This window comes from Prescottella agglutinans (genome assembly GCF_004011865.1).
Classification (GTDB): Bacteria; Actinomycetota; Actinomycetes; order Mycobacteriales; family Mycobacteriaceae; genus Prescottella; species Prescottella agglutinans.
The window spans coordinates 254,444-279,853 of the sequence record NZ_RKLP01000004.1; the positions used below are offsets into that span (position 1 = coordinate 254,444).

The window sequence follows — 25,410 nt, forward strand, 5'->3', positions numbered from 1 at the left end:
TTCACCTCCTTCTCGCGGGTACCGCCTAGTCCCAGCTCAATCCCCCACGCCGCCACTCGTACACGTAGGCCACGGACACGTTGAAGACGAACACGGCCATCGCGGCCAGACCGAACAGTCCGAGGGCGTCGAAATGCACCACCCACGGGTAGAGGAACACGATCTCGATGTCGAAGATGATGAACAGCATCGCCGTCAGGTAGTACTTCACCGGGATCCGTTGCCCGCCCGCGCGACCGGTGGCCGGCTGCGGAGTGGGCTCGATGCCGCACTCGTAGGCCTCGAGTTTCGCGCGGTTGCGGCGCTTGGGGCCGACGACGGAGGCGACGACCACGGAGAACACCGCGAAGGCCACGGCGATGGCTCCGAGCACGAGAATCGGCACGTACGCGTTCACTGCGCCCCAGCTCCTCTCGTCGCGAGCCCACAAGGTGACCACGCGCGGCGGGTAGCCACGGGAGACGCACAATCACGCAATCAGGAAAACCCACCCGCCGAATGTGATCTACGACTCAGCGTACCGGGATTGTCCCCGAACTTGGCTTCGGTTTTACCCGCGAGTCTTTCGGGTGCCGTCCGCGTATCGACCCGGCCCCGATTCCGTCACGCCCGCCGTAGCAGCGGGACGACGGCCTCTGCCAGCCGGAACGGCTCGATCGGGTGCTGCACCACCGCCTCGGCCCGCGACCAGTCGGCGAGCCACCGGTCGTCGGCGCGCCCGGTGAGGACCACGATCGGCGGGCACACGTCCAGCTCGTCCTTGAGCTGCTTGGCAATTCCCATCCCGCCCGCCGGGGTCGCCTCGCCGTCCAGGATCGCAAGGTCGATGCCACCCGCGTCCATCGTGCGGATCACCACCGGCTCCGTCGCGACCTCGACGTACTCGAGTTCCGGCACGTCGGGATGCGGGCGGGTGCCGAGAGCGCGCATCACCTGTTCCCGTGTCGAGGCGTCGCTGCTGTAGACGAGTACGCGCAGCGGACCGGAGACGTCGGAGCGGACGGTCGGATTGGCCACGGAGCCGATGCTACGGCCGACCGGGCCCCCGCGCCGGGAGGCGAGTCCGTCCCGATTCGTCACCAACCCGGGACGGACACCGGCATGAACTGGAACTGCCCGGACGCGGACCGGAAGGTCGCGAGCGCCCGGTCGATGTGCGACGCGGACGTGACGAGGACGGCTCCGTTCGCTCCCGCGCCGGAGAGGATCTGGGTGGTGTTCCGGGCGTTGTCGACCGTCGAGTACGAGTCGTTCTCGAGGATGATGTTGGCCGGATTGACGCCCCGCAGCGTGAGCCCGACGAGCATCGCCTGTGCCTCGGTGTACGGCAGCGCCTGCGTCGGTCCGCCCGACACGATCACCTTGTTCTGGGGATGCAGGCGCGCGAGCGCGGCCGCGGCGTCGAGACGCGCGTTGAGGACCGCGGGCAGGAGCCCGTCGGCGTTGAGGCGGGCACCGAGCACCACGATGTACCGAGAGGCCGGATCACCGGTGAGGTACGCGTGCGCCGGCGCGTACTGCGCCAGCGAGACGACGGTGTCGGAGATGCCGGCCACGGCGGTGCGCTCGACGGTGTCGATGCCCTGGCCGATGAGTCCCGGGATGTTCAGCGAGGCGGCCTGTGCCGGCGCCGCGGCGAGAAGGGGAACTGCGGCGAACGCGGCCGCGACAACGGTGGTCCTCAACTTGTGCATGCCCTGGGTCTCTCCGATTTCTGGGGTCGCCGTCTGGTAACGCGCGTCACACCCTACGTGTTCGACGCCCGCACGGCAGCACAAGGGGTGACACAACAGGCCCCGGGCTACTCGATTCCGTCCACGACCAGGGCGAGCGCGAATCCGTCCCAGCCCTTCGACCCGACCGTCTGCAGCGCCGTCGCATCGACCCGGGGTTCGGCGGCCAGCAGGCCGAGGACCTCCCGACTGGCGTGCACCGCCTCGTCATCGAGGTCGGGGTTGGACACCGCTCCCCCGCGGACGACGTTGTCGACGACGATCACCGTGCCGGGGCGCGACATGCGCAGCGCCCAGCGGACGTAGTTGGAGTTGTTGACCTTGTCCGCGTCGATGAACACCAGATCGAACGGTCCCATGCCGTCGGCCTCGACGCCGGGCAGCGTGTCGAGCGCGGCACCGATCCGGATGTCGACCCGACGCCCGACGCCGGCCCGGTCGAGGTTCTCCCGCGCCACCGCCGCGTGCCTCGGTTCGTACTCCAGCGTCACGACGCGACCGGACTCGCCGACGGCGCGCGCGAGCCAGATGGTGCTGTACCCGCCGAGCGTGCCGATCTCGAGCACGCGGGTCGCACCGACCATGCGCGCCAACAGGTTCAGGAGCTTGCCCTGCGGCGGGGACACGTCGATCGGCGGCAGCCCGGCCGCCGAGTTCGCCTCCAGTGCCGCAGCGAGATCGTCGTCCGTCCCGACCACGGTGTCGACGAGATAGTCGTCGACCTCGGCCCAACGACCCCTCTCGTCGTGTTCGCCGGACACTGCCCGAACCTACGGATGCATCTCGTACGCGCCGTCGTATGCGGCGACCTGATCCCACACCCGCGCGAACCGTTCCGGGTCGACCACAGGCTTGCGGATCGCGGCCAGCGCCCACTGCTGCTGGGCGTCCGTGGACGACGGTTTACCGTGCAGTGCAACGGCATACCGCGAGAAGTCCCGGATCTGGACGTCGAAGATCTGCTCCACCAGGTCGCGCTCCAGGCCCACGATGTCGGCCTGCTCGAGGATCAACTGCCCGTACACGACGAGTTCGAACAGGTGCCCTACGGTGAGCAGGAAGTCGAGGTCCTCCCGCTGGGCGTCGTCGGGCCCGGCCGTCGCCAGCAGTTCGCGCAGCGCGAGCGCCTGCTCGAGGAATCGTTCGACGTTGGGGATGTCGGAGTGCTCGGTGTACACCCGCGTCCAGTCCTGGAACTGCACCTTCGCGGCACCGCGCGCGGGTCCCTGCTCCCAGAAGAACACGTCGTCCGCGGCGTCGTCGCGGGTGCCGATCGCCGGGTAGTCGACCGGATTGAACATGTAGTTCGGCATGAACTTGAGGATCAGCCCGACGTTGACGTGCACCGTGCCCTCGAGCTTGGGCAGGGTGCCGATCAATTCGACGGCCTCGCGGAAGTAGGTGTCCTTCTCGTATCCCTTGGCGGCGATCACGTCGTGCAGCAGCGCCACCACCGCCTCGCCCTCGGAGGTGACCTTCGCCTTGGTCATCGGGTTGAACAGCAGGTAGCGGCGATCCTCCGGCCCGGCACTGCGGAAGTAGTCGACGGCGCGGGCGCTGAACAGTTTCATCGCGACCAGACGGGTGTAGGCGTCGACGAAGTTCGAGCGCACGTGCGGAAACTCGGTGACGCGCTTTCCGTACAGGATCCTGTTGTGCGCGTGCGTGATCGCCTCGAAGAACGCGTGCTCGCACATGCCGATCGACGCGGTGCACAGGTTGAACTTGCCGACGTTGACCGTGTTGAGCGCGGCCGAGAACGCGTCCGCGCCGGTGTGCAGGATGTCCGCCTCGTGCACCGGGTAGTCGCGCAACGCGAACGTGCTCACGTACATCTGCCCGTGCACGACGTTGTCGATCAGGCGGTAGTGCAGATGACGGCTGTCGGCGACGAAGAACACGTACCCGTCGGCGCCCTCGACGTCGGTGCGGCGACCGAACACCGACACCATGCCGGCGACGTTGCCGTTGCCGATGTAGTACTTGGTGCCGTTCGCGCGGAACACCGCATCGGCGGCGCCGCCAGAGGTCCCCGGGGCCGGCGTCAGGAGCATGTCGGTCGAGTACACGTCGGCGCCGTGCTCGCGTTCGGACAGCCCGAACGCCATGACACCGCCCGCGTCGAGTTGCTCGGCGGCGCGCTCGCGGGCAGCGGCGTTGGCGCTCATCCAGATCGGCCCGAGCCCGAGCACCGTCACCTGCCACACGTACCAGTACGCGAGGCCGTAGAAGCCGAGGATCTCGCTGAGCGCCGCGTTGCGGGCCGCGTCCCACCGCTTGTTGGGGTCACCCCCCGACTCGGTCGCGGGCGTGAGGAACGTCGCGAACAGCTTCTCGCGGCCGACGAAGTCCAGGAAGTCCCGCGTCCACACCGCGTGCAGGTCGTCCTGCAGGAGTCGTCGTTTGCCCCGGGCCTCGAACCAGTCGATCGTCGCGCGCAGCAACCGGCGGGTGTTCGGATCGAATGCCGTCGGGTCGTAGTCGTGCGGGTTGAGCAGCAGTCGGTCCACCGTCGTCACCCTCCGCAGCGTGAGCCTGCGCCCCGGTCGGGGTCGCAGCCTCCACTGTCCTCCGGATCCGACCGCACCGCCCCGCGTTTTGCGCACTTAGCGTTGCCCCGGTCACCCGATCGGGACCGAAAAGTGCGCAAAACGCGGGGTCAGGAGATAGTTCAGCCCCGGACGGCGGTGACGATCTCGGCGAGCGCGCCGTCGGCGGCGATCTCGCGGGACTCGCCGCTGAACCGGTCGCGCACTTCCACCTTGCCGTCGGCGTAGCCGCGGCCGACGACCACGACGAGCGGGACACCGATCAGCTCGGAGTCCTTGAACTTCACGCCCGGGGACGCCTTGCGGTCGTCGAACAGCACCTCGACGCCGGCCTTGTCGAGCTCGGCGGCCAGGGCCTCGGCGCCCTCGCGGGCCGCGTCGTCCTTGTTCGCGATCACCAGGTGCACGTCGAACGGCGTGACCTCGGCGGGCCAGCGCAGACCCTTGTCGTCGTGGTGCTGCTCGGCGATGACCGCGACCAGACGCGAGACGCCGACACCGTACGAGCCCATGGTCGGGCGCACTGGCTTGCCGTTCTCGCCGAGCACGTCGACGGCGAACGCGTCGGTGTACTTGCGTCCCAGCTGGAAGACGTGGCCGATCTCGATGCCGCGGGCCGAGACCAGCGGGCCGGCACCGTCCGGCGACGGATCGCCGTCACGCACCTCGGCGGCCTCGATGGTGCCGTCCGGGGTGAAGTCGCGACCGGCGACCAGGTCGACGTAGTGCTTGCCGACGACGTCCGCGCCGGTGATCCACGACGTGCCCTCGACGACGCGCGGGTCGACGAGGTAGCGGACCTCGTTGTCCAGCAGCGCCTTCGGGCCGATGTATCCCTTCGCGAGGAACGGGTGCTTCGCGAAGTCCTCGTCGGTTAGCAGCGCGACCTCGGCGGGCTCGAGGGACGCCTCGAGGCGCTTGTCGTCGACCTCGCGGTCACCCGGGATACCGATACCGAGAAGCTCCCACTCGCCGCCCGGAACCCGGGTCTTGACGATGATGTTCTTGAGGGTGTCGGCGCCGGTGACCGTGCGACCCAGCCCGGCCGCGTTGGCCCACTCGACCAGCGAATCGATGGTCGGCGTGTCGGGGGTGTCGTGGACCTTCGCCTCCGGCAGGCCGTCGAACGGGATCGGCGCCGGCGCGAGGGTCTTGACGGCCTCGACGTTGGCGGCGTACCCGGACTCGACGCAGCGGACGTAGGTGTCCTCGCCGATCTCGCTCTCGGCCAGGAACTCCTCGGACGCGCTGCCGCCCATCGCGCCGGACGTCGCCGACACGATCACGTACTTCACGCCCAGGCGCTGGAAGATCTTCTCGTAGGCGTCGCGGTGCGCCTTGTACGACTCGGCGAGGCCCTCGTCGGTGAGGTCGAAGCTGTAGGAGTCCTTCATGACGAACTCGCGGCCGCGCAGGATGCCCGCGCGAGGACGCTCCTCGTCGCGGTACTTGGTCTGCACCTGGTACAGCGTGACCGGGAAGTCCTTGTACGAGTTGTACTCACCCTTCACGGTGAGCGCGAACAGCTCCTCGTGCGTCGGGCCGAGCATCATGTCGTTGCCCTTGCGGTCCTTCAGCCGGAACAGGCCGTCGCCGTATTCGGTCCACCGGTTCGACGTCTCGTAGGGGTCGCGCGGGAGCAGCGCGGGCAGCAGGATCTCCTGCGCGCCGATCGAGTTCATCTCCTCGCGGACCACGCGCTCCACCTCGCGGAGCACCTTCAGCCCGAGCGGCAGCCACGAGTAGACACCTGGCGCGATGCGCCGCACGTAGCCGGCACGAACCAGCAACTTGTGGCTGGCGACCTCGGCGTCGGCCGGGTCGTCGCGGAGGGTGCGGAGGAACAGGTGCGACATGCGGGTGATCACGGGGCACCAGCCTAGTCGCTTGTCCAGCGCAGACGCGTCCCAGGGGACCGAGGCGGGAGACTGGAGGACGTGGACCCCGAGATCTCCCTCCTCGGCGGCTGGCTGCCGCTGACGGTCGAGATCGTCACCGTCGCCGTTCTGGTCGCCGTCGTGTGGCGGACGGGCCGGCGCTGGTGGCTGCTGTGGATGCCGGTCGCCGCGGCGCTCGGCGTGGTGGTGGCCGCGACCGCTCGCTGGTTCGTGAACCACCAGGGGTTGGCATCGGATGTCACGCCGCTGCCGCTGTGGCTGTGGTCGGCCCTGTTCGTGGCCGCGATCGCGCTCGTGGTTCTCGGCTGGCGCGGAAGCCGCTGGTGGCGGCGCGGTCTGTCGATCCTGCTCGTGCCGCTGACGTTCGCGTGTGTCGCGCTGACGTTGAATCAGTGGGTCGGCTACTACCCGTCCGCGCAGGTCGCATGGGCGGCGGCGACGGGCCACGCGGTCCCCGGCCAGGTCGACGCCCCGGACCTGCCCGACCTGCGCGACACGGGGATGTCGACGGGCCGGGTGGTCCCCGTCGACATCCCCGCCACCGCGAGCGGGTTCGAGCACCGCACCGAGTACGTCTATCTGCCGCCGGCGTGGTTCGTCGGGGACACCCCGCCGAGGCTGCCGGTCCTGATGATGATCGGGGGCGAGTTCAACACCGCCGCGGACTGGATACGCACCGGCAACGCCAGCGAGACCGCCGACGCCTACGCCCGGGCGCACGGCGGGCAGGCCCCGATTCTGGTGTTCGCCGACGCCGGCGGCAGCTTCGACAACGACACCGAATGCGTCGACGGACTGCGCGGCAACGCGGCGTCCCACCTCGTCGACGACGTCCGGCCGTACGTGGTGTCCGAGTTCGGGGCATCGCCCGATCCCGCGAACTGGGGTGTCGTCGGCTGGTCGATGGGCGGCACCTGCGCGGTCGATCTCACCGTCATGCACCCCGACCTGTTCACGACGTTCGAGGACATCGCGGGCGATGTCGCGCCGACCGCCGGTACGGAAGAGCAGACCCTGGCCAGGCTGTACGGCGGCGACACCGCGCTGCGCGGCCGTTTCGATCCGACAATGGCGATGTCCCGGCACGGCCCGTACGCCGGGGTCGCCGGATGGTTCCAGGTCGCGCACGGTTCCGACGAGGCGACGGCCGCGGAGCGGTTGTGCACGACGGCGACCTCCGCCGGGATCGAATGCACGGTGCACGTCTCGAACGGCCGGCACACGTGGCAGTTCGCGGCGCGCGCGTTCGCCGACGCGCTGCCCTGGCTGGCAGCGCGGATCCACACGCCGACGGCGGCGTCGTAGGCCCCGAAAATCGTGGCTTCACAAAACGAACCGAACTTCCTGTAGCTTAGGCTCGCCTGAGCTAGGTTAGGCTCACCTCAATCTCCGGCCGGTTCGTCCCATGGCGCCGAACCACGGCCGTGACCAGGAAGAAGGAAGATGCGCGCGTTCAGCAGGGCTGCTCTCGCGACCATGGCGGTCGCTGTGGCATTGACGACGCCGGTCGGTATCGCCGTCGCCGACCCCGATACCCCGTCAGGAGACAGTGGCGCCGCCGCCATGGCCGTTGCCGCCACTCCGGTCACGACCGTCTCGAAGACCACCGGCCTGGACGTCGACGGCGAGACCATCACGGTTTCCGGCACCGGGTTCTCGAGCAGCGGCCCCGGCATCTACGTCGGCCTCGCCCAGGACGACCAGTTCTCCACCACCAATGCCGACGCCTGGATCTCGACCGTGTTCGTCCGGCCGAGCCAGATCACCGGCGGCGCCTGGTCGGCCTCGGTCGACGTGCTGGCTCGCAAGGGCGGCTCGGACTGCACCGCGAACGCCTGCTCGATCTACACCGTCGCCGCCCACGGCTCGTCCGACCGCAGCCAGGACACCGTCACCCCGGTGACGTTCGCGGCCACCCCGACCACCACCACGCCGCCCCCGACGACGACCACGACCGCACCACCGACGACGACCGTGCCGCCGACGACCACGACAACGACCACACCACCGACAACGACGACCACAACGACGCCCAAACCGACGACACAGCCGCCGACGACGACCACGATGAAGCCGACCACGAACCCACCGACGACAACTACGACTCCACCGGCGACGAGCAACGGACCGAAGATCAACGCCGGCAAGACCAGCGGGCTGAATGCGGCCGGTGACCGGATCACCGTGCGCGGCAGCGGTTTCTCGACCACCGGCCCGGGCATCTACATCGGCGTGGCGCAGATGAATCGCTACTCGCACACCGATGCCTCGGTCTTCCACAACGCGATGTTCGTCAAGCCGAGCGAGATGCCCGGCGGCTCCTTCTCGAAGACTCTCGAGGTGGTCGGCGCCTTCGCGGGCGGTGACTGCGTCGCGAACACGTGCGCGATCTACACCCTCGCGGCCCACGGCTCGTCCGACCGCAGCCAGGACACCGTCACCCCCATCAGCTTCGTCGGCACCGCTCCCCCGGTCACACAGCCCGGTGGCGGAACCGGCACCGGCGGCGGAACCGGCACCGGCGGCGGAACCGCGACCGGCGGGGGCGCGGCCGGCGCGGCGCCCGGCACCACGTACACCGCGAACAGCGGCCTGTCGGTGTCGCTCTCGAAGTCGAGCGAGATCAACCCGTCCGGCGAGCCGGTCACGATTTCGGGTTCCGGCTTCTCCGGCGCCGCCCCCGGCCTCTACGTCGGCCTCGTGCAGGACAACGTCTTCTCGTCCGCCGACGCATCGGTGTGGATGACCTCCGCCTTCGTCAAGCCGGAACAGATCTCCGGCGGCAACTGGTCCATCCCGATGGAACTCGTCGCCACCTCGGGCGCGTTCGACTGCGTCAAGAACGCCTGCTCGATCTACACGGTGATGGCGCACGGCTCCTCGGACCGCAGTCAGGACACCAAGACCCCGGTCAGCTTCGTCGGCGGTGTCGCACCGGGCACGGTCACGGCCCCGCCCGCACTGACCGGCGCCGGCGCCCCGGGCGCGGCGAAGACCGTGGCCGTGACCCTGTCGAAGGCGAAGGGCCTGAAGGTCGACGGCGAGGAGATCACGATCTCGGGCACCGGGTTCTCGGGCGAGCAGCCCGGCATCTACGTCGGGCTCATCCAGGAGGACAAGTTCTCCACCACCGACGCCGGCGCCTGGATGACCACGGCGTACATCACGCCGAGCAAGATCAAGGACGGCGCGTGGTCGACCACCATGAAGGTCCAAGCCGTCAAGGGTGATTCGGACTGCACCAGGAACGCGTGCTCGATCTACACCGTCGCGGCGCACGGCTCGAGTGACCGCAGCCAGGACACCCAGACCCCGGTCAGCTTCGGCGACGACCCCGACGCGCCCAACGCGGACAAGGCCGAGACGGTGGCACTGGCGGCGGCCGACGGCCCTGGCGACGACACCGCTTCGGGCGACTCGAACTCGGTCGCAACCGCGTTCCGCAACCTGTCCGACGCCATCGCCAACGGCACCGCGTGGATCATCCCGCTGTTGATCGGCGGGGTGCTCGGCGCCGGACTCGCTGTCGGCACCACCTTCGCGCTGCGGCGCCGCAGCTGACACGATCCCTCCTTCGGTGAGGGGCATCCACACTGGATGCCCCTCACCCAGGCATGCCATCAGCCACTGTCGCACAACGTGATTCGCCCACAGGCCGGCGAAAGCAACCCCTTTACGACATCCGGAACTAAGGCTAGGCTTACCTAACCACTCGCCCCTCTTTTGTCGGCGACCCTCACCAGAAAGTAGGAAGATGCGCACGTTCACCAAGTCCGCGGTCGTGGCGGTTGCCGCCACGATCGCCTGCACGCTCCCGATGGGCGTTGCGGCTGCGCAGACCAGCCCGTTCGGCTCTCTGGGCAGCCTCGGCTCCAGCGACCCCGGCACCGAGAACCCGGCACCGCAGGTGACGGTGTCGAAGTCGACGGACATCGCCGCCGACGGCGAGAGCATCACCGTCTCGGGCACCGGCTTCGACGGCGCCGCCGCCGGCGCCGGCCTGTACGTCGGGGTCATCCAGGACGACAAGTGGTCCGCCACCGACGCGAGCGCGTGGGGCGCGCAGACGTTCGTCCGCCCGGCCCAGATCGTCGGCGGCGCCTGGAGCACCGCCCTCGACATCAGAGCCATCGAGGGCGGCGCGGACTGCCTCGCCAACACGTGCTCGATCTACACCGTCATGGCCCACGGCTCCACCGACCGCAGCCAGGACACCCGGACGCCGATCACCTTCGCCCCGCCGGTCGTGGTTCCGGTCGGCCCGGCCGTGACGGTCTCGAAGACCGCCGGTCTCACCGACGGCGAGGACATCACCGTCACCGGCACCGGCTTCGGTCGCGAGGGCCAGGGCGTCTATGTCGGTCTCGCGCAGATCGACAAGTACGCCCCCACCAACAGCGGCGCCTTCCACTCCACCAAGTGGATCAAGACCGCCCAGATCGTCGACGGCGGCTTCACCACCACCCTGACGGCCACTGCGATCAAGGGCGACGCGAACTGCTTCGAGAACGCGTGCGCGATCTACACGCTCGCCGATCACTACTCGCTGGGCGACCGCAGTCAGGACACCCGGACGCCTGTCACCTTCGCCCCGCCGGTCGTCGCCCCCAGCGGGCCCGCCGTGACCGCATCGAAGACCGCGAACATCGCTGCCGCCGGTGAGGACGTCACCATCTCGGGCACCGGCTTCGACGGTGCCGCCGCCGGCACCGGCCTCTACGTCGGCATCATCCAGGACGACAAGTGGTCCCCCACCGACGCGAGCGCGTGGGGCGCACAGACGTTCGTCCGTCCCACCGCCATCGTCGGCGGCGCCTGGAGCACGACGCTGAATATCAAGGCGATCCAGGGCGGCGCCGACTGTGTCGCCAACACCTGCTCGATCTACACCGTGATGGCCCACGGCTCCACCGACCGCAGCCAGGACACCCGGACGCCGATCACCTTCGCCCCGGTTGCGGCGAACGCGGTCGTCGACGCACCGGAGATCGAGAACGTCGCCAGCGTCGAGTCCGACGCCGGTAACGGCCTGCCGATTGCTCCGCTCGCGGTGGGTGGCGCCATTGCAACTGGTCTCGCACTGATGGCACTGCGTCGTCGCGCCTGACCCGAGATACGTGCACGGTCTGGCCTTCACCCCTCGGGGTGGAGGCCAGACCCGTTTCCGGCGACGCCTCCCGGTACGGTTACCGATCGTGCTGGTGCTGCTTCCCCCTTCCGAGACGAAGTCCGACGGCGGCAAGGGGACGCCGCTCGAACTTGGCGAGCTTTCGATGCCGCAGCTGACCGAGACCCGCGAGATGCTCGTCCAGGCCCTGGTCGACCTGTCGGCCGACACCGAGGCGTCGAACCTGGCGCTGGGGCTCGGCCCCAAGCAGGCCGACGAGATCGAACGCAACGCCAAGCTGTGGGTCTCCCCCACCCGTCCCGCCGTCGAGCGCTACACCGGCGTGCTCTTCGACGCCCTCGACGCCAAGTCGTTCACGAAGGTGCAGCGGGAGAAGGCGTTTCGTCGGCTCGCGATGGGTTCGGCCCTGTTCGGGGCGGTGCGGGCCGGTGATCCGATCCCGGCGTACCGGCTGTCCGGCGGCTCCAAGCTGCCCGGTTTCGGGACGCTGCAGTCGCTGTGGAAGCCGGAACTGTCCAACGCGCTGCTCGCGGAGGCCGACGGCGGACTGGTCGTGGATCTGCGGTCGGGCACCTACCAGCAACTCGGACCGGTGCCGGGCGCGATGATCGCGACCGTCCTCACCGAGCAGCCGGACGGTTCGCGAAAAGTGGTCAGCCACTTCAACAAGCACCACAAGGGACTGCTCGCGCGGGCGCTGACCGTGACCCGCGCCGAACCCGCCGACATCAAGGGGGTCGCCCGCGTCGCGGCCAAGGCGGGGCTGCGGGTGGAGATCGCGTCGGACGCGGAGTTGACCATCCTCACCTGACGCGATATCCGGGGGGGATTGCGCAGAACGAATCAGGGGGGATCCATGACGGCTGTCGTCGTCTTCGTCGCAATCAGCGTGCTCGTCCTCGGGCTCGGCACGTGGGCGCTGCTGTCGCCCGAGGGCATGTGGAAGGCCACGAAGGGCTGGCAATACGCCGATCCCGACGCCAACCGGCCGAGCGACGCGGCGTTGGGGGTCAATGCATTCTCGTTGCTGGTGGTCGGTTTCGTGATGGGTGGCGGGGGGCTCTGGTACTACTACGCCGAGCGGGACGCTCGAGCACTCGAGAACGAACGATCGGCTGCCGCGGAGGTGGCCCGTGAGCGCTCGCTGCTTCCGATCCGCGGGTACACGGTGTCGCCGGAGGGCACCGTGGTCGTCGAGTATCAGGAAGGGTCCGGCTTCCGCTGGCCGAATTGCAGGCCCGAGGAGACCGTGCCCTACAGCAACGCGTCCGAAATAGCGGTCGAGGTCCGTCTGGACACCCCCGACCGGCGCGTCAACTGGGGCTGCGACCGGGAGACCTACCTGACTGCGAGAGACATCCCGGGTCGGAACGTTGCCCCGCAGCCACCGGGCCCGAAATTCGGCCAGTACGACACCCGCAGGCCTGCCGGCACCGCCACGGTCGTCACCACGTCTCCGATCGTGGACGGCGCCGGCGTGACCGTCACGCCCAGCGGGGAGCGGAACGTGGTCCCGCGCCTGTAGCCCCTCGACCGCGTGCCCGATCGCGTCTCGCACGTCCGGGTCGGCCGGCGCACACTGGGAGACGAGGAGTGCTGCCGATGGAACGGACCTCGTGTTGCATCGTGGGTGGCGGCCCGGCGGGAATGGTGCTCGGGCTGCTGCTGGCGCGGTGCGGCGTCCCGGTGACGGTGCTCGAGAAGCACGCGGACTTCCTCCGCGACTTCCGCGGCGACACCGTCCACCCGTCCACGCTCACCCTGCTGGACGAACTGGGCCTCGGTGAGCGGTTCGCGCGGCTCCCCCAACGACACGTCGTGTCGGTGCAACTTCCGGTCGGCCCGGGTGGCGCGGCGCTGACCGTCGGCCACATCGACGCGTTGCCGGTGAAGCACAACTACATCGCGATGGTCCCGCAGTGGGACCTGCTCGACCTACTGGCCGACGAGGCCCGCACCGAACCGACGTTCGAACTGCGGATGGACACCGAGGTGGTGTCGTTCCTCGCCGACGACGGACGGATCGGCGGTGTCCGGTATCGGACCGCCGACGGCCGCACCGGCACGCTGGGTGCGACGCTGACGGTGGCGTGCGACGGCCGCGGCTCGCTCGCCCGCGAACTGCCCGCGCTGCGGCTGCGCACGTTCCCGTGTCCGATGGACGCGTGGTGGTTCCGGCTGCCCCGCCGGCCCGAGGACCCGGCCGGGCTGGTCGGCAACGTCGGGGAACGATTCCTGTCCGCGATGATCGACCGCGGCGACTACTGGCAGTGCGGCGCGATCATCCCCAAGGGGTCGGACGCCGAGCGACGCGCGGCCGGGCTGGATCGTTTCGCGAGCGAGTTCCTCGCCACCGCGCCGTGGATCGGTGACCGCGTGCACGCCCTGCAGTCGTGGGACCAGGTGAAGCTGCTCGACGTCCGGCTCGACCGGCTGCGGCGGTGGCACCTGCCGGGCCTGCTGTGCATCGGCGACGCCGCGCACGCGATGTCGCCGATCTTCGGCATCGGCATCAACCTGGCGGTGCAGGACGCCGTCGCGTCCGCCCGTCATCTCGCGAACCACCTTCCGTCCGAGGAAGTTCCGGAAAGGGTGCTGCGCCGGATACAGTTCCGGCGGTGGCCGACCGCCGCGGCCACGCAGGCGCTGCAGCGCCTCGCACACGACCGCGTCGTGTCCCCTGTCCTGGCGGGCACCTCTCAGGCCGAGGTGTCGACGGTGATGCGGCGGATCACCTCGACACCGGGCGTCTCACAGCTGCCCGCGTGGTTCTTCGCATTCGGCGCGCTGCGGGAGCGTCCGCCCGCCGCAGCGCGGCGCTGACCGTTCTCATCCGACGCCCACCGGTCGATCCGCCGGACAGGCGCGCAGCGCGGACCGCAGCAGCCCCAGCAGTTCGCCCGGTGAGTCGTGGAGGTAGAAGTGGCCGCCGGGCAGGATCCGCACCTCACGCAGATCGGTGGTGTGCCGGTCCCAGGCACGCAGATCCAGTTCGCCGACGAGGGGATCCGACTCGGCCCCGTAGACGTGCACGGGGCACTCGAGCGGGGGTGCGCCGCCGTCGCGGTGGCCTGCGCACAGCCTCAGGTCGTCGCGGACGACCGGGAGCGCCTGCGCCAGGCATTCCGGCCGGCCGAGAACCGGTTCGGGCAGGCCGCCGATCTCGACGAGCAGGCGGGCCAGGCCGGCGTCGTCCAGGTGCGCGACCGGCGGCACCGGCGCCGCCAGGTGCGGGGCCGAGTAAGCCGACAGCAGCAACGCCCGCGGCAGCGGGTGCCCCGCCGCCCGCCGGCGACGCGCGAGCCCGTACGCGACGAGCGCGCCCATGCTGTGCCCGAAGAAGGCGTGCGGTACCGAAAGCGCCTCGGACAGCTCTGTTTCGAGGTCGTCCAGCAGCGCGTCCAGGTCGACGAACCGCGGATCGTCGGCGCGCCCGCCCCGCCCCGGCAGCTGCACCGGCCACACCGACACGTGCGGGGTCAACGCGCGCTGCCAGTCCCGGTAGACCGACGCCGCGCCGCCGGCGTGGGGAAAGCAGAAGAGGCGCAGCGGGGCGTCGGTGGCCGGTGGGTCGAGGTAGGGCGTGCATCCGATCGCGGTCACGCCACCACCGCCTCCGACCGGAGCAACGCAAGTTCCTCGGCGGTCACCCGCACCGCGTGGCGGATCTGCTCCTCGGTGTGGCACGAGGTCACGAAGAAGCGCAGCCGGGCCAGGTCCTCGGGCACGGCCGGGTACAGGATCGGATTGACGTTGATGCCGCGGCGCAGAAGGGCGTTCGAGAGCCTGAGCGTCCGGACCGAGTCGCCGACGATGCACGGGACGACCGGGGTGTCGTGGCTGTCGCCGGTGTCGATCCCGGCCTCGATTGCCGACCGCAGGAACAGCTCCGAATTGCGGCGCAGCCTGGTCAGGGTGGCGGGCTCGGCCCGCAACTGCCGGATCGCGGCCAGCGACGCCGCCGCGTTCGGCGGCGTGATCCCCACGCTGTAGACGAAACCCGGGGTCGTGTACTTGAGGAACCGGATCAGGTCGCGGCTGCCCGCGACATACCCACCGCATCCGGCCAGCGCCTTCGACATCGTGCCCGACCACAGGTCGACGTCCCGGCGGTCGACGCCGAAGTGCTCACCGATCCCGCCGCCCCGCTCGCCCAGGACCCCGATACTGTGCGCCTCGTCGATCATCAGCAGCGCACGGTGCTTCTGCTTGACCGCGATCACGGCCGGCAGGTCGGCGATGTCGCCGTCCTGGCTGTAGACGCCCTCGACGACGATGAGCACCCGCCGGTACAGGTGCCGGATGTCGGTGAGGATCGCGTCGAGGGCGACGGGGTCGTTGTGCGGAAACGGTCTACGGGTGGCACCGGAGAGCTTGCAGCCCTGCAGGATGCTGTCGTGAGCGAGGCTGTCGTGGACGACCAGATCGCCGGGTCCGAGCAGGTGCCCGATCACCGTCACGTTGGTGGCGTGCCCGCTCACCAGGGTGAGGGCGTCCTCGGTGCCGACCAGTTCGGCGAGCTCGATCTCGAGTTCGCGGTGCACGGGCTTCTCCCCGGACAGCAGCCGGCTCGCCGAGCACGAGCTGCCGTACCGGGCGGCCGCGTCCTGGACGGCGGACACGACCGCGAGGTGGCCGGACATGCCGAGGTAGTTGTAGCTGGAGAAGTTGACCACCTCCTGCCCGTCGATCACCGAGGTGTCCCGGGTGACGCCGTCGTTGGTGAGGAAGTACGGGTTGGTGACGCCCAGTGCCTCGCACCCGCGGAGCCGGTCGGCGAGCGCCTGGACCTCCGGGAACCGGTCGATGCGGTAGTTCTCCGCGGGGATCGGTTCGGCGGCAACAGGATCGGCGGGTGCCGACACCGGCGGCGGCGCGGGTGTCGTCGGCGCCGGCGCCGGGTCGTCGGCGCCGAGGTGCCCGCGGATCCGGTCGATCAGCGCGCCCACGGTGCCGGTCGGCCCGAACCAGGCCGGGTCGGGTGCCAGCCCCGGGAACGCGGCGGCGAGGCCCGCGCACAGATCGGTGGTCATGATCGAGTCGAAGCCGAGGTCGCCGCACAGGGTCTGGGTGCTCCGCACCGCCTCGGCCGGATAGCCGCTGACACGGGCGGTCTCGCGCCGGACGGCCGCGGCGACCGCCTCCCGATCCGCGACGGGCTCGGCGGACGGCCGGGCGGCCCGCGGCACCGACGTCGGGGTGGCCGGAGCCGACGTCTCGGGGGCGGCGGCGGGGCGGGTCCCGAGGTGGGCCGCGAGGACCGCGGCCTGCTCGCGGAAGAGGGCGATCAGGTTGTCCATGGTGGGTGTCCCGGTCGGGTCGGTGGTGGTCACGGCGGGCGCCGGGACGGCCGCCGGTTCGGCCTCGGAATCGGCGGGGGTCGTCCAGAAGCGCTGGGTGGTGTCGAACGCGTAGCCGCCGAGGCGGCGCCGCACCCGCTGCCCCGGCTCGTACAGCGCGTCCCAGTTCGGGTCGAGGCCGTCGCGGTACAGCGCGGCGACGACGTCGGCCAACTCCCGGCCGGTGGCGTCCGGCCCCGGGCACGGTGTCAGGACGGTCGTCCCGGCCCGGATGCGCGCGACCAGCGGCCCGAGGACCCGCGTCGGCCCGACCTCGACCAGGTGGGTCGGCTCCGTTGCCAGCCCCGCGTCCACCGCGTCGGCGAATCGCACTGTCGCACGGATGTGTTCGGTCCAGTAGTCGGCGTCCATCGGTTCGTCGACCGCCAGCAGGCGTCCGCGCACGGTCGAGTACACCGGGATGCGCGGCGCCTCGAACGAACAGGAGGCCGCGACCTCGGCGAACGCATCCAGGATCGGCTCCATCAGCGGCGAGTGGAACGCGTGCGACACCGCGAGCCGGCGGGCCCGGAGCCCACGCCCGGCCAGTGCCGCCTCGATCCGTTCCAGCACCGCGGTCTCGCCCGAGACCACCAGTTCACGCGGCCCGTTGACCGCGGCGATCGACACCCGGGGTTCCCCGTCCAGCAGGTCGGCGACCTCGTCGACGCTCGCGCGGACCGCGAGCATCGCACCGTCGGCCGGCAGCGACCGCATGAGCCGCCCGCGCGCCACGACCAGCCGGCACGCGTCCGCGACGCTCATGACCTCGGCGAGCGCCGCGGCCGCGTACTCGCCCACGCTGTGCCCGATCAGCCAGCCGGGTTCGACACCGGCCGCCAGCAGTGCCCGGGCGAGCGCGTACTCGACGGCGAAGATCGCCGGTTGCGCGTGCTCGGTCCGATCGATGTCACTACTCGACAGCAGATCCCGCACCGAGCGACCGAGGTGCGGAGCCATCCGGCGGTCCACCTCCCCGAGGGCCTCCCGGAAGTCGGTCGAGGCGCCCCGCAGCGCCGCACCCATCCCCGGGTATTGCGAGCCCTGGCCGGCGAACAGCCATCCGGTGCCGATCGGCGCCGCGACGCCGGTCGCGGCCGCGAACCGCTGCTCGTCCGAGGACATGTCGCGCAGCGCGGCGACGACGCTGTCGCGGTCGCCGGCCGGCACCGCCAGACGGTGGCGGCCCGACGCCTCGATCACGTTGCTGGACCAGCACAGCTGCGACAGTTGATCGGCGGGCCGCTCGGCGATCCACTCGGCGACCCGCAAGGCATTGCGCTGCAGCCCCTCTCGGCTCGACGAGGACACCGTCAGCACACCGCTCCCGGGGGCGCCGGGCGCATCCGGGCGCTCCGGCGCGGTCGCGAGCACCATGTGGGCATTGGTGCCGCCGATCCCGAAGCTGCTGACCGCACCGTGCGCCGTGCCGGCGGGGAGTTCCATCGGCTCGGCGAGCAGCGCGAGACCGTGGTCGGCCAGGCGCAGTCGGACGTTCTCCTGGTCGGCGTAGCGGCTCGGCGGCACGATCCGCTTCCTGAGGCTCAGCGCCACCTTGATCAGCCCGGCCATACCCGCCGCGCCCTCGGTGTGGCCGAGATTGCCCTTGATCGAACCGATCCCGCACGGCCGCCGCCGCGGGACGGCGTGGACCTGGCCGAGCGCCTTGGTCTCGATCATGTCGCCGAGCACGGTCCCGGTGCCGTGCGCCTCGAGGAAGTCGATCTGCGCCGGGTCGACGCCGGCCCGGCGGTACGCCTGCTCGACCACCCGCTGCTGGGCCCAGCGGTTGGGCGCGGTGATCCCGTTGCTGCGGCCGTCCGAGTTCACCGCGCTGCCGGTGATGACCGCATGGATCGGAAGCCCCTCCGCCACGGCGTCGTCGAGCCTGCGCAGGACCGCCACCGCGACGCCCTCGCCGCGTCCGATGCCGTCCGCGTTGCCGCTGAACGGCTTGCACCGTCCGTCCGGCGCCGACAGCCCGGCCTGCGTGTAGAAGATGTTGAGGGTCGGGGTGAGCGCGATGTTGACGCCCCCGGCCAGCGCCTGGTCACACTCGCCGTCCCGCAGCGCCGAGCACGCCTGGTGGACTGCGACGAGCGAGGACGAGCAGGCGGTGTCGATCGCGACGCTCGGGCCGTGCAGGTCCAGCTGGTACGAGATCCGGTTCGCGGTCATGAAGTAGCCGTTGCCGGCGGCGAGCTGCGGCGTGATCCGGCGCGGGTCCCGCACGCGCAGGTGCGCCCACTCGTTCGCCATCACCCCGATGAACACCCCGGTGTCCGAGCCCGCCTGGGCCCGCGGGTCCACGGCGGCGTCCTCGAACGCGCGCCACGCGGACTGCAGCAGCAGGCGCTGCTGCGGATCCATCGCCGCCGCCTCCCGCGGGGCGATGCCGAAGAACTCTGCGTCGAACGCGTCGGCGTCGGACACGAATCCGCCGGTCCGGTTGTTGACGGTGCCGGCGCCGCCGGTTGGGTCGTAGATCTCGTCGGCCCGCCACCGCTGTTCGGGCACCTCGGTGACGCCGTCGGCGCCGGCGGTCAGCAGCGTCCACAGCGCGTCCGGGTCGGGCGCCTGCGGGAACCGGCAGTCGATCCCGACGACCGCGATGGCGGTCATCGCCGCCCCTCGTCCTCGGCGACGATCCGGCCGGCGACGAACCCGGCGATCTCGGCGATGGTCGGGTAGTCGTAGACCAGGATGGGATCGGCCTCGATGCGCCAGCGCTGCTCGATGTCGCCGCAGAGACCGACGGCGGACACCGAGTCCAGACCGAGTTCGGCGAGCGGCATCGCCGGATCGATCTCGGTCGCAGGGACGTCGAGGTGGCTCGCGACCTGGCCGCTGAGCCAGCGGGCGATCTGCGTGCGTATAGCGGTGCTGTCCATGGGTGAGTCCTTCTCGTCTCGTGGCTGTCGCTACCGGGCCCGAAGCCGCTGCACCGACGGGTCGACGCACTCGTGTAAAGCGCGAATCCGGTTCTCCAGAAATGATTTCCGCATCGATCGACGCTGCACCTTGCCGCTGGTGGTGCGGTGGATTCCGCGTCGCTCGACGAGCACCACCTCGGGGGCGGGCAGATCGAAGGCGCGGGCCACCGCCGCCCGGACCCGGGCGGTCAACTCCTCCAGCGCGAGGCCGTCCAGCAGGGTGTCCCGCACGCCCTGGATCACCACCAGGCGTTCACGGTGGCCGCAGTCGACGGACACCGCCACCCCGGCCGTCCCGGCCAGCGCCGGATGCACCTGCCCCACCACGTCCTCGATGTCCTGCGGATACAGGTTGCGGCCGTTGACGATCACCAGGTCGTCGAGCCTCCCGGTCACGAACAGGTGCCCGCGGTTCGTCAGCCCCAGGTCGCCGGTGCGCAGGAACGGGCCGGACCCGTGGGCCCGGGCGTCGAACCGCGCCGCGGTTTCCCGCGCGTTCCCGAAGTACCCGACCGCGACACTGCGCCCGCGGACCCAGATCTCGCCGACTCGATTGTCGGGCAAGACTTCTCCGGTGTCCGGATCGACGACGAGGACCTCGGCGTTCCGCGGCGTCCCGCTGCTGACCAACCGCACCGCCCCGCGGTCGCCGGCCGGTACGGCGCGGTGCCGTTCGAGTTGGACCGGGTCGACGTCCAGGCAGCGCGGCGCAGAGCCGACCGGGTGGGCGGTCACCATCAGCGTCGCCTCCGCCATGCCGTAGGCCGTGACGAGGGTTTCCGCCCGGAACCCGACCGCGCCGAAACGGTCGACCATCGCGGTCAGGGTGCGGGGCCGGATCGGCTCCGCACCGTTGAGCGCCACCCGCAACGACGACAGGTCGAGCGCGGCCGCCTCGGATTCGGTCACGCGGCGGACGATCAGGTCGTACGCGAAGTTCGGTGCCACCGTGAACTCGGCACGGTGACGCGAGACGAGTTCGAGCCAGCGCACGGGTCGCTTGAGGAACGCCATCGGCGACATGAAGGCGAGGTTCGCGCCCGAGAACAGGGGCTGCAGCAACCCGACCAGTCCCATGTCGTGGAAGTGCGGCAGCCACTGCACGCTCGTCGCGCCGTCGTGGGCGCCGAGCACCTCGGCGATCGTCGCCTCGTTGTGCATCAGATTGGCGTGGGTGACGATCACGCCCTTCGGGCTGCCGGTGGAACCCGACGTGTACTGCAGATACGCCACCGTGCCGCCGTCGATCCGCGGCATCCGCCAGTCGTTCTCGTCACCGAGGTCGGCGTGGGTGGCCGCCACGGTCACCGTGGCCGGGCAATCGCTGTCGCGGATCCACTCCTCGACGGTGTGCGCGAGCGCCGGCGCGGTGAGCACCAGACGCGACCCCGAGTCGACGAGGATGCCCGCCACGCGCTGGGTGCCCTGCGCACCGTGTGGCACCGGGGCGGGCACCGCGACGACGCCCGCGTACAGGCATCCGAGGAGAGCCGGGAGGAAGTCGGCGCTGTCCGGGTACAGGAGCAGCACCGGCCGATTCGTCTCGGGCCGCGTGGACAGCCACGCGGCGATCGCGCGGGCCTGGCGGTCGAGCTCCCGACAGGTGACGGTCTCGGCGGCGAGGTCGAGGCCGACGTCCCGGTAGTAGGTGCAGGATCGCGCGTCCCCGTAGGCCGCGGCCCGGGCGCGGAAATGGGCGACGAAGGTGGCGTGCACGGCGACTCTTTCTCCGTGGGAGGGCGTGGGCGCTTCCGGCTCCACGCGATGAACGCCTTCCACCCTCCGCGACGGGCGAGTCGGTCACCACCGACCCTGGGTGTGGACAGTGCCCACCTCAGGCCTACAGCCGCGGATCGACCGGTTCCGATTCGAGCGCCAGCACCGCGAACACCGCCTGGTGGATCTTCCACAACGGCTCCGCCCTCACCAGACGGTCGAGGGCCTCGACGCCGAGCGCGTCCTCCCGCAGCGCCATCGAGCGCTTGTGGTCCAGGGAACGCGCACGCAGCCGTTCCAGGTTCGCGGGTTCGGTGTAGTGCGGGCCGTAGATGAGCCGAAGGTACTCGCGGCCCCGTACCTTGATCCCGGGTTGGACGCGGCGCCCGACCACACCGGCTCCGTACACCCGATTCCCGGACGGCTTCACCACCATCCCCTCGCCGCCGGACGCGGTGAGTTCCTCCCACCAGAGCGTGGCCGCCGCCGTCGACTCCTCGGAGTCCAGGTCCACGTGCACGCGGCGAGTGCCGGTCACCAGGTCGGGTGCTCCCTGTTCGAGCCGGTCCGCCACGGCCAGGTGCCATTCGTGAGGGCGCTCCCCGTAGGTTCTCCCCTCCGTGGCGAGAACCTGGAACGGCGCGACCCGCACCCCGTCCAGCCCGTCCGTCGGCCACACGTACCGGCGGTAGGCCGCGACGTAGCCGTCGATGTCCGCCCGCCGCGATCGGGTGCGCCGCTCCGCGTCGCCGACGTCGAGTCCGCGAGCGGACGCCTGGGCCAACACCTCCGCTCGTGCCCGCAGATCCGCGCCGGCGGCCGCGCCCACGGCGGCGTACTGCGCCCTGAGGAGCGGTTCCGCCTTCGCGGACCACGGCAACAGCTCGGTGTCCAACAGGATCCAGTCGGTGCCGAGTTCCTCCCACAGGCCGGCCCGCTCGACCGCGTCCGCGAGCCTGCGCACCAGTTTCTCGGTCAGCTCCTCGTCGAACACCCGGCGCCCGGTCCTCGTGTGGACGATCCCGGACAGACCGTCGCCGACGCCGAAACGCCTCTGCCCCACGTCCGCGTCCCGGCACACGAGCGCGACCGCACGCGAGCCCATGTGCTTCTCCTCGCAGATCACGGATGCGATTCCGGCGCGACGGTACTCGGCGAAGACCTCCGCGGGGTGCTCGAGCATTCCCGGTCGGGCGGACGTCGCGCACGGCGACATCGTCGGCGGCAGGTAGTACAGCCATTGTGGTGGGACCGCGAACCGGCTCATCACCTCGAGCGCGCCGGCCGCGTTCTCGGGACGGACCGAAACGCGGCCCCGCAGGGCGGTTTCCACGCCGCCGACCCCGACGACGTCGTCCAGGTCCAGGCCGTGCGGGTCCGGGGTCTGCCGATGCAGCGGCACGGTCGGCTCGTACCAGACCCGCTCGGCACAGACCGACACCGTCTCCTTCTCCGGGTAGCGGAGGGCCGACAAGTCACCGCCGAACACGCATCCGGTGTCCAGGCAGAGCGTGTTGTTGACCCACCGCAGCTCCGGCGTGGGCGTGTGCCCGTACAGGACCATCGCCGCGCCCCGATAGTCCTGCGCCCACGGGTACCGGACCGGCAGGCCGAATTCGTCCGTCTCCCCGGTGGTCTCGCCGTACAACGCGAACGACCGCACGCGCCCGGACGCCCGGTTGTGGTACTCCTCCTTCAGCCCGGCATGCGCGACGACCAGGCGTCCGTCGTCGAGCACGAGGTGCGCGACGAGACCGTCGCAGAAGGACGCGACCTGTTTCCGGAACTCGTCGCTCTCCCCGGACAGCTGCTCGAGCGTCTCGGCGAGACCGTGCGACGGCGTGACCTTGTGGCCGCGCAACGCCTTCACCAGCTTGTTCTCGTGGTTGCCCGGTACCGCCAGGGCGTGGCCGGCCGCGACCATGCCCATGACCAGTCGTAGCACGCCCGGCGCGTCGGGTCCCCGGTCGACGTAGTCGCCGAGGAAGACCACAGTCCGCCCGTCCGGGTGGCGGGCGTCGACCGCACGTCCCTGTTCGTCGCGTTCGATCACGTATCCCAGTCGACCGAGCAATGTTTCGAGCTCGGCGCGGCAGCCGTGGATGTCACCGATCACATCGAAAGGACCGGTCAGGTCCCGGCGATCGCTGCGCAGCGGCACACGCTCGACGACGGCGGCAGCGATCTCCTCGGTACCGCTCAGCACGTGCACCGACCGAAAACCCTCGCGTGCCAGACCTTTCAGGGACCGGGTCAGGGCACGGTGCTGGCGACGCACGACGTCGCGACCGAAGGAGCGGTCCGGCCTCGCCAGCGTGCGTTCGGCACACACCGCTTCCGGCAGGTCGAGCACGACCGCGACGGGCAGCAGGTCGTGTCGCCTGGCGAGATCGATCAACGACTTCCTCGCGGCCGGTTGCACATTCGTGGCGTCGACGACGGTGAGACGGCCGGTGCGCAGGCGCTTGCTCACCACCAGTTCGAGCACCTCGAAGGCGTCGGCGGTGGCCTCCTGCGAGTTCGGGTCGTTGCTGACCAGTCCGCGACAGAAGTCGCTGGAGACGGTCTCGAAGGGCCCGAAGTGGGCGGCCGCGAACGTGGACTTGCCCGATCCGCTGACCCCGATCAACACGACGAGACTGGGGTCCGGGATCTCCAGCACGCTCATTTCTTCGCTCCTTCGCGGGTGAAGACGGCCAGTTGGGTGGGCGCGCCGACGCTCTCGTCGAGTGGCCCGACCGGCGCGAACCCGACCGTGTAGCCGTACGTGGACGCGATCGTCTCGGCCCACTCCCGGAACTGGTCGCGGTCGAACTCGAATCGGTGGTCGGGGTGCCGGAAGGCTCCCGGGGCCAGTGTCGGATACAGCGGGTTGTACTCGGAGTTCGGTGTCGTCACCACCACGGTGCGGGGACGCATCTCGCCGAACACGGAGCGCTCGAGCGCGGGAAGCCGGGGCGGATCGACGTGCTCGATCACCTCCATCAGCACGGCCGCGTCGAACCCGGCGAGACGGCTGTCCCGGTAGACCACCGACGAGTGCAACAGTGAGAGTCGTTCGCGCTGGGCGTCGGAGAACTCGTCGGCGCGCAGACGCCGCCGTGCGCGCTGCAGTTCCCCATCACTGACGTCGACGCCGACGATCCGGGTGAACTGCGGTCGCGCGGCCAGTTCCCGCAGAAGCCGGCCGTCACCGCACCCGACATCGACCACGCGCGCCGCGCCGGCCTCTGCGAGCACGGCCAGCACCGCGTCGGCGCGGAGATCGGCCAGCCGCGGATCCCGGGACCGGGCATCGTCGCCGCGGGGGGCGTCGGTGTCGTCGGACAGCAGATCCGCCAACGACTGGACGAGTTCACGCTGATGCGCCAGATAGCGCGCACCGATCAACTCCGACTCGGGGTGGCCGGGCAACCACTCGCCCGCAGTCCGGACGAGCTTCTCGGTCTCCTCCCGGCCCACCCAGTAGTGCTTCACGTCGTCGAGCACCGGCAGCAGGACGTACAGGTGTCGGAGCGCCTCCGACACCGTCAGGGTGGCCGTCATCGTGAGGTCCACGTACTCGGAGGCACCCCATTCAGGCAGTTCCCCATCGAGGGGTATCGACTCCGCCGTCACGGCCCATCCCAGAGGCCCGAACAGGCGGGCGGGCAGGTCCGGTCCGCCCCGCGACGGCAACACGGGGACGCGGATCGTCAACCGCGCGGGACGATCGGTCAGTTCGGGATGCGATCGGCAGGTCCCGGCTAGCGCCGTGCCGAACACCCGCCCGAGCGCAACGGCGAGCATCGACGACGCGGCGTACGGGCGGTCGTTGACGTACTGCCCCAACGCGAATCCGTCGCGGCCTCTCCGCATCCGGCTGCGAGCCAGATCGATCGGATCGACGTCGAGCATCAACGCCACGGTGCATCGCTGCTCGCCGACCTCGGGGTACAGCACCGTCGCGCTTCCGACGGAGAGGTCGAACTCCTGGACCCGGTCCGGGTGCTTGTGCAGTAGGTATCCGAGGTCGGACGCGTCGGACCAGTTCCCCCCGGCCTCCGCTGTCAGCGTGAGCAGCATGCCCGGACGCTATCAGGGCGATCCGGGACAATCACGACATTTTCGGATC

At 70.4% G+C, this 25,410-nt stretch carries 18 protein-coding genes; 6 read left to right on the plus strand and 12 right to left on the minus strand.

Going from position 1 to position 25,410, the window contains the following annotated elements; translation table 11 throughout:
- Nucleotides 1-25: 25 nt before the first annotated feature.
- The 6 genes from EGT67_RS10120 to EGT67_RS10145 all read right to left on the minus strand — a co-directional run bounded on the left by EGT67_RS10120 (nucleotide 26) and on the right by EGT67_RS10145 (nucleotide 6,150).
- Complete coding sequence (locus tag EGT67_RS10120; RefSeq protein ID WP_127915936.1) at nucleotides 26-397, minus strand: NADH-quinone oxidoreductase subunit A; 372 nt, start codon at nucleotides 395-397, stop codon at nucleotides 26-28.
- Nucleotides 398-603: 206 nt separating this feature from the next.
- Nucleotides 604-1,017 carry an Rv3143 family two-component system response regulator gene (locus EGT67_RS10125; protein ID WP_127915937.1) on the minus strand — a complete coding sequence of 138 codons (414 nt, stop codon included), beginning with the start codon at nucleotides 1,015-1,017 and terminating at the stop codon, nucleotides 604-606.
- 59 nt (nucleotides 1,018-1,076) lie between these two features.
- On the minus strand, nucleotides 1,077-1,694 hold the full coding sequence (locus EGT67_RS10130; protein ID WP_127915938.1) for a YdcF family protein: 618 nt from the start codon (nucleotides 1,692-1,694) through the stop codon (nucleotides 1,077-1,079).
- Between the two features lie 107 nt (nucleotides 1,695-1,801).
- Entirely contained in the window at nucleotides 1,802-2,494 is a 693-nt protein-coding gene (locus tag EGT67_RS10135) for an O-methyltransferase (RefSeq protein WP_127915939.1), read from the minus strand.
- A gap of 9 nt (nucleotides 2,495-2,503) precedes the next feature.
- Entirely contained in the window at nucleotides 2,504-4,243 is a 1,740-nt protein-coding gene (locus EGT67_RS10140; RefSeq protein WP_127916066.1) for an acyl-CoA dehydrogenase family protein, read from the minus strand.
- A gap of 161 nt (nucleotides 4,244-4,404) precedes the next feature.
- A complete protein-coding gene (locus EGT67_RS10145) occupies nucleotides 4,405-6,150 on the minus strand; it encodes a proline--tRNA ligase (RefSeq protein WP_127915940.1) in 1,746 nt (581 codons plus the stop codon).
- A 69-nt stretch (nucleotides 6,151-6,219) separates the two neighbouring features.
- Between EGT67_RS10145 and EGT67_RS10150 the strand changes: the two genes are divergently transcribed.
- The 6 genes from EGT67_RS10150 to EGT67_RS10175 all read left to right on the plus strand — a co-directional run bounded on the left by EGT67_RS10150 (nucleotide 6,220) and on the right by EGT67_RS10175 (nucleotide 14,131).
- Nucleotides 6,220-7,485: an alpha/beta hydrolase gene (locus EGT67_RS10150; protein WP_241565960.1), complete on the plus strand. Its 1,266-nt coding sequence runs from the start codon at nucleotides 6,220-6,222 to the stop codon at nucleotides 7,483-7,485.
- 138 nt (nucleotides 7,486-7,623) lie between these two features.
- On the plus strand, nucleotides 7,624-9,741 hold the full coding sequence (locus EGT67_RS10155; RefSeq protein ID WP_127915942.1) for a hypothetical protein: 2,118 nt from the start codon (nucleotides 7,624-7,626) through the stop codon (nucleotides 9,739-9,741).
- A 193-nt stretch (nucleotides 9,742-9,934) separates the two neighbouring features.
- Entirely contained in the window at nucleotides 9,935-11,287 is a 1,353-nt protein-coding gene (locus tag EGT67_RS10160) for a hypothetical protein (protein WP_127915943.1), read from the plus strand.
- 88 nt (nucleotides 11,288-11,375) lie between these two features.
- The gene (gene yaaA / locus EGT67_RS10165) at nucleotides 11,376-12,119 is read left to right on the plus strand and encodes a peroxide stress protein YaaA (RefSeq protein WP_127915944.1); all 744 of its coding nucleotides are present in this window, start codon (nucleotides 11,376-11,378) and stop codon (nucleotides 12,117-12,119) included.
- A 45-nt stretch (nucleotides 12,120-12,164) separates the two neighbouring features.
- Nucleotides 12,165-12,833, plus strand: coding sequence for a DUF6199 family natural product biosynthesis protein (locus tag EGT67_RS10170; protein WP_127915945.1), 669 nt, complete (start codon nucleotides 12,165-12,167; stop codon nucleotides 12,831-12,833).
- Nucleotides 12,834-12,910: 77 nt separating this feature from the next.
- Entirely contained in the window at nucleotides 12,911-14,131 is a 1,221-nt protein-coding gene (locus EGT67_RS10175; protein WP_127915946.1) for an FAD-dependent oxidoreductase, read from the plus strand.
- Between the two features lie 6 nt (nucleotides 14,132-14,137).
- On the opposite strand, the gene EGT67_RS10180 is transcribed toward EGT67_RS10175, so the two are convergent.
- The 6 genes from EGT67_RS10180 to EGT67_RS10205 form a co-directional block, all read right to left on the minus strand.
- Nucleotides 14,138-14,911 carry a thioesterase II family protein gene (locus tag EGT67_RS10180; protein WP_241565961.1) on the minus strand — a complete coding sequence of 258 codons (774 nt, stop codon included), beginning with the start codon at nucleotides 14,909-14,911 and terminating at the stop codon, nucleotides 14,138-14,140.
- Nucleotides 14,908-19,269, minus strand: a complete 4,362-nt coding sequence (locus EGT67_RS10185) for a type I polyketide synthase (RefSeq protein ID WP_127915947.1) — start codon at nucleotides 19,267-19,269, stop codon at nucleotides 14,908-14,910. The genes EGT67_RS10180 and EGT67_RS10185 overlap by 4 nt, the downstream gene beginning before the upstream one ends.
- Entirely contained in the window at nucleotides 19,266-19,538 is a 273-nt protein-coding gene (locus EGT67_RS10190; protein WP_127915948.1) for an acyl carrier protein, read from the minus strand. Before EGT67_RS10190 ends, EGT67_RS10185 begins: the two co-directional genes overlap by 4 nt.
- Before the next feature lie 30 nt (nucleotides 19,539-19,568).
- Complete coding sequence (locus tag EGT67_RS10195; RefSeq protein ID WP_127915949.1) at nucleotides 19,569-21,296, minus strand: fatty acyl-AMP ligase; 1,728 nt, start codon at nucleotides 21,294-21,296, stop codon at nucleotides 19,569-19,571.
- 124 nt (nucleotides 21,297-21,420) lie between these two features.
- A complete protein-coding gene (locus EGT67_RS10200; protein ID WP_127915950.1) occupies nucleotides 21,421-23,964 on the minus strand; it encodes a polynucleotide kinase-phosphatase in 2,544 nt (847 codons plus the stop codon).
- Nucleotides 23,961-25,361, minus strand: coding sequence for a 3' terminal RNA ribose 2'-O-methyltransferase Hen1 (locus tag EGT67_RS10205; RefSeq protein WP_127915951.1), 1,401 nt, complete (start codon nucleotides 25,359-25,361; stop codon nucleotides 23,961-23,963). The genes EGT67_RS10200 and EGT67_RS10205 overlap by 4 nt, the downstream gene beginning before the upstream one ends.
- Nucleotides 25,362-25,410 lie beyond the last annotated feature (49 nt).

What these genes read in the sequence shown, in the direction of transcription:
- EGT67_RS10130 (WP_127915938.1), bottom strand. Translation starts at nt 1,694, where the DNA reads ATGCACAAGTTGAGGACCACCGTTGTCGCGGCCGCGTTCGCCGCAGTT.
- EGT67_RS10155 (WP_127915942.1), top strand. Translation starts at nt 7,624, where the DNA reads ATGCGCGCGTTCAGCAGGGCTGCTCTCGCGACCATGGCGGTCGCTGTG.
- EGT67_RS10160 (WP_127915943.1), top strand. Translation starts at nt 9,935, where the DNA reads ATGCGCACGTTCACCAAGTCCGCGGTCGTGGCGGTTGCCGCCACGATC.
- EGT67_RS10170 (WP_127915945.1), top strand. Translation starts at nt 12,165, where the DNA reads ATGACGGCTGTCGTCGTCTTCGTCGCAATCAGCGTGCTCGTCCTCGGG.
- EGT67_RS10175 (WP_127915946.1), top strand. Translation starts at nt 12,911, where the DNA reads ATGGAACGGACCTCGTGTTGCATCGTGGGTGGCGGCCCGGCGGGAATG.
- EGT67_RS10185 (WP_127915947.1), bottom strand. Translation starts at nt 19,269, where the DNA reads ATGACCGCCATCGCGGTCGTCGGGATCGACTGCCGGTTCCCGCAGGCG.
- EGT67_RS10190 (WP_127915948.1), bottom strand. Translation starts at nt 19,538, where the DNA reads ATGGACAGCACCGCTATACGCACGCAGATCGCCCGCTGGCTCAGCGGC.
- EGT67_RS10200 (WP_127915950.1), bottom strand. Translation starts at nt 23,964, where the DNA reads ATGAGCGTGCTGGAGATCCCGGACCCCAGTCTCGTCGTGTTGATCGGG.
- EGT67_RS10205 (WP_127915951.1), bottom strand. Translation starts at nt 25,361, where the DNA reads ATGCTGCTCACGCTGACAGCGGAGGCCGGGGGGAACTGGTCCGACGCG.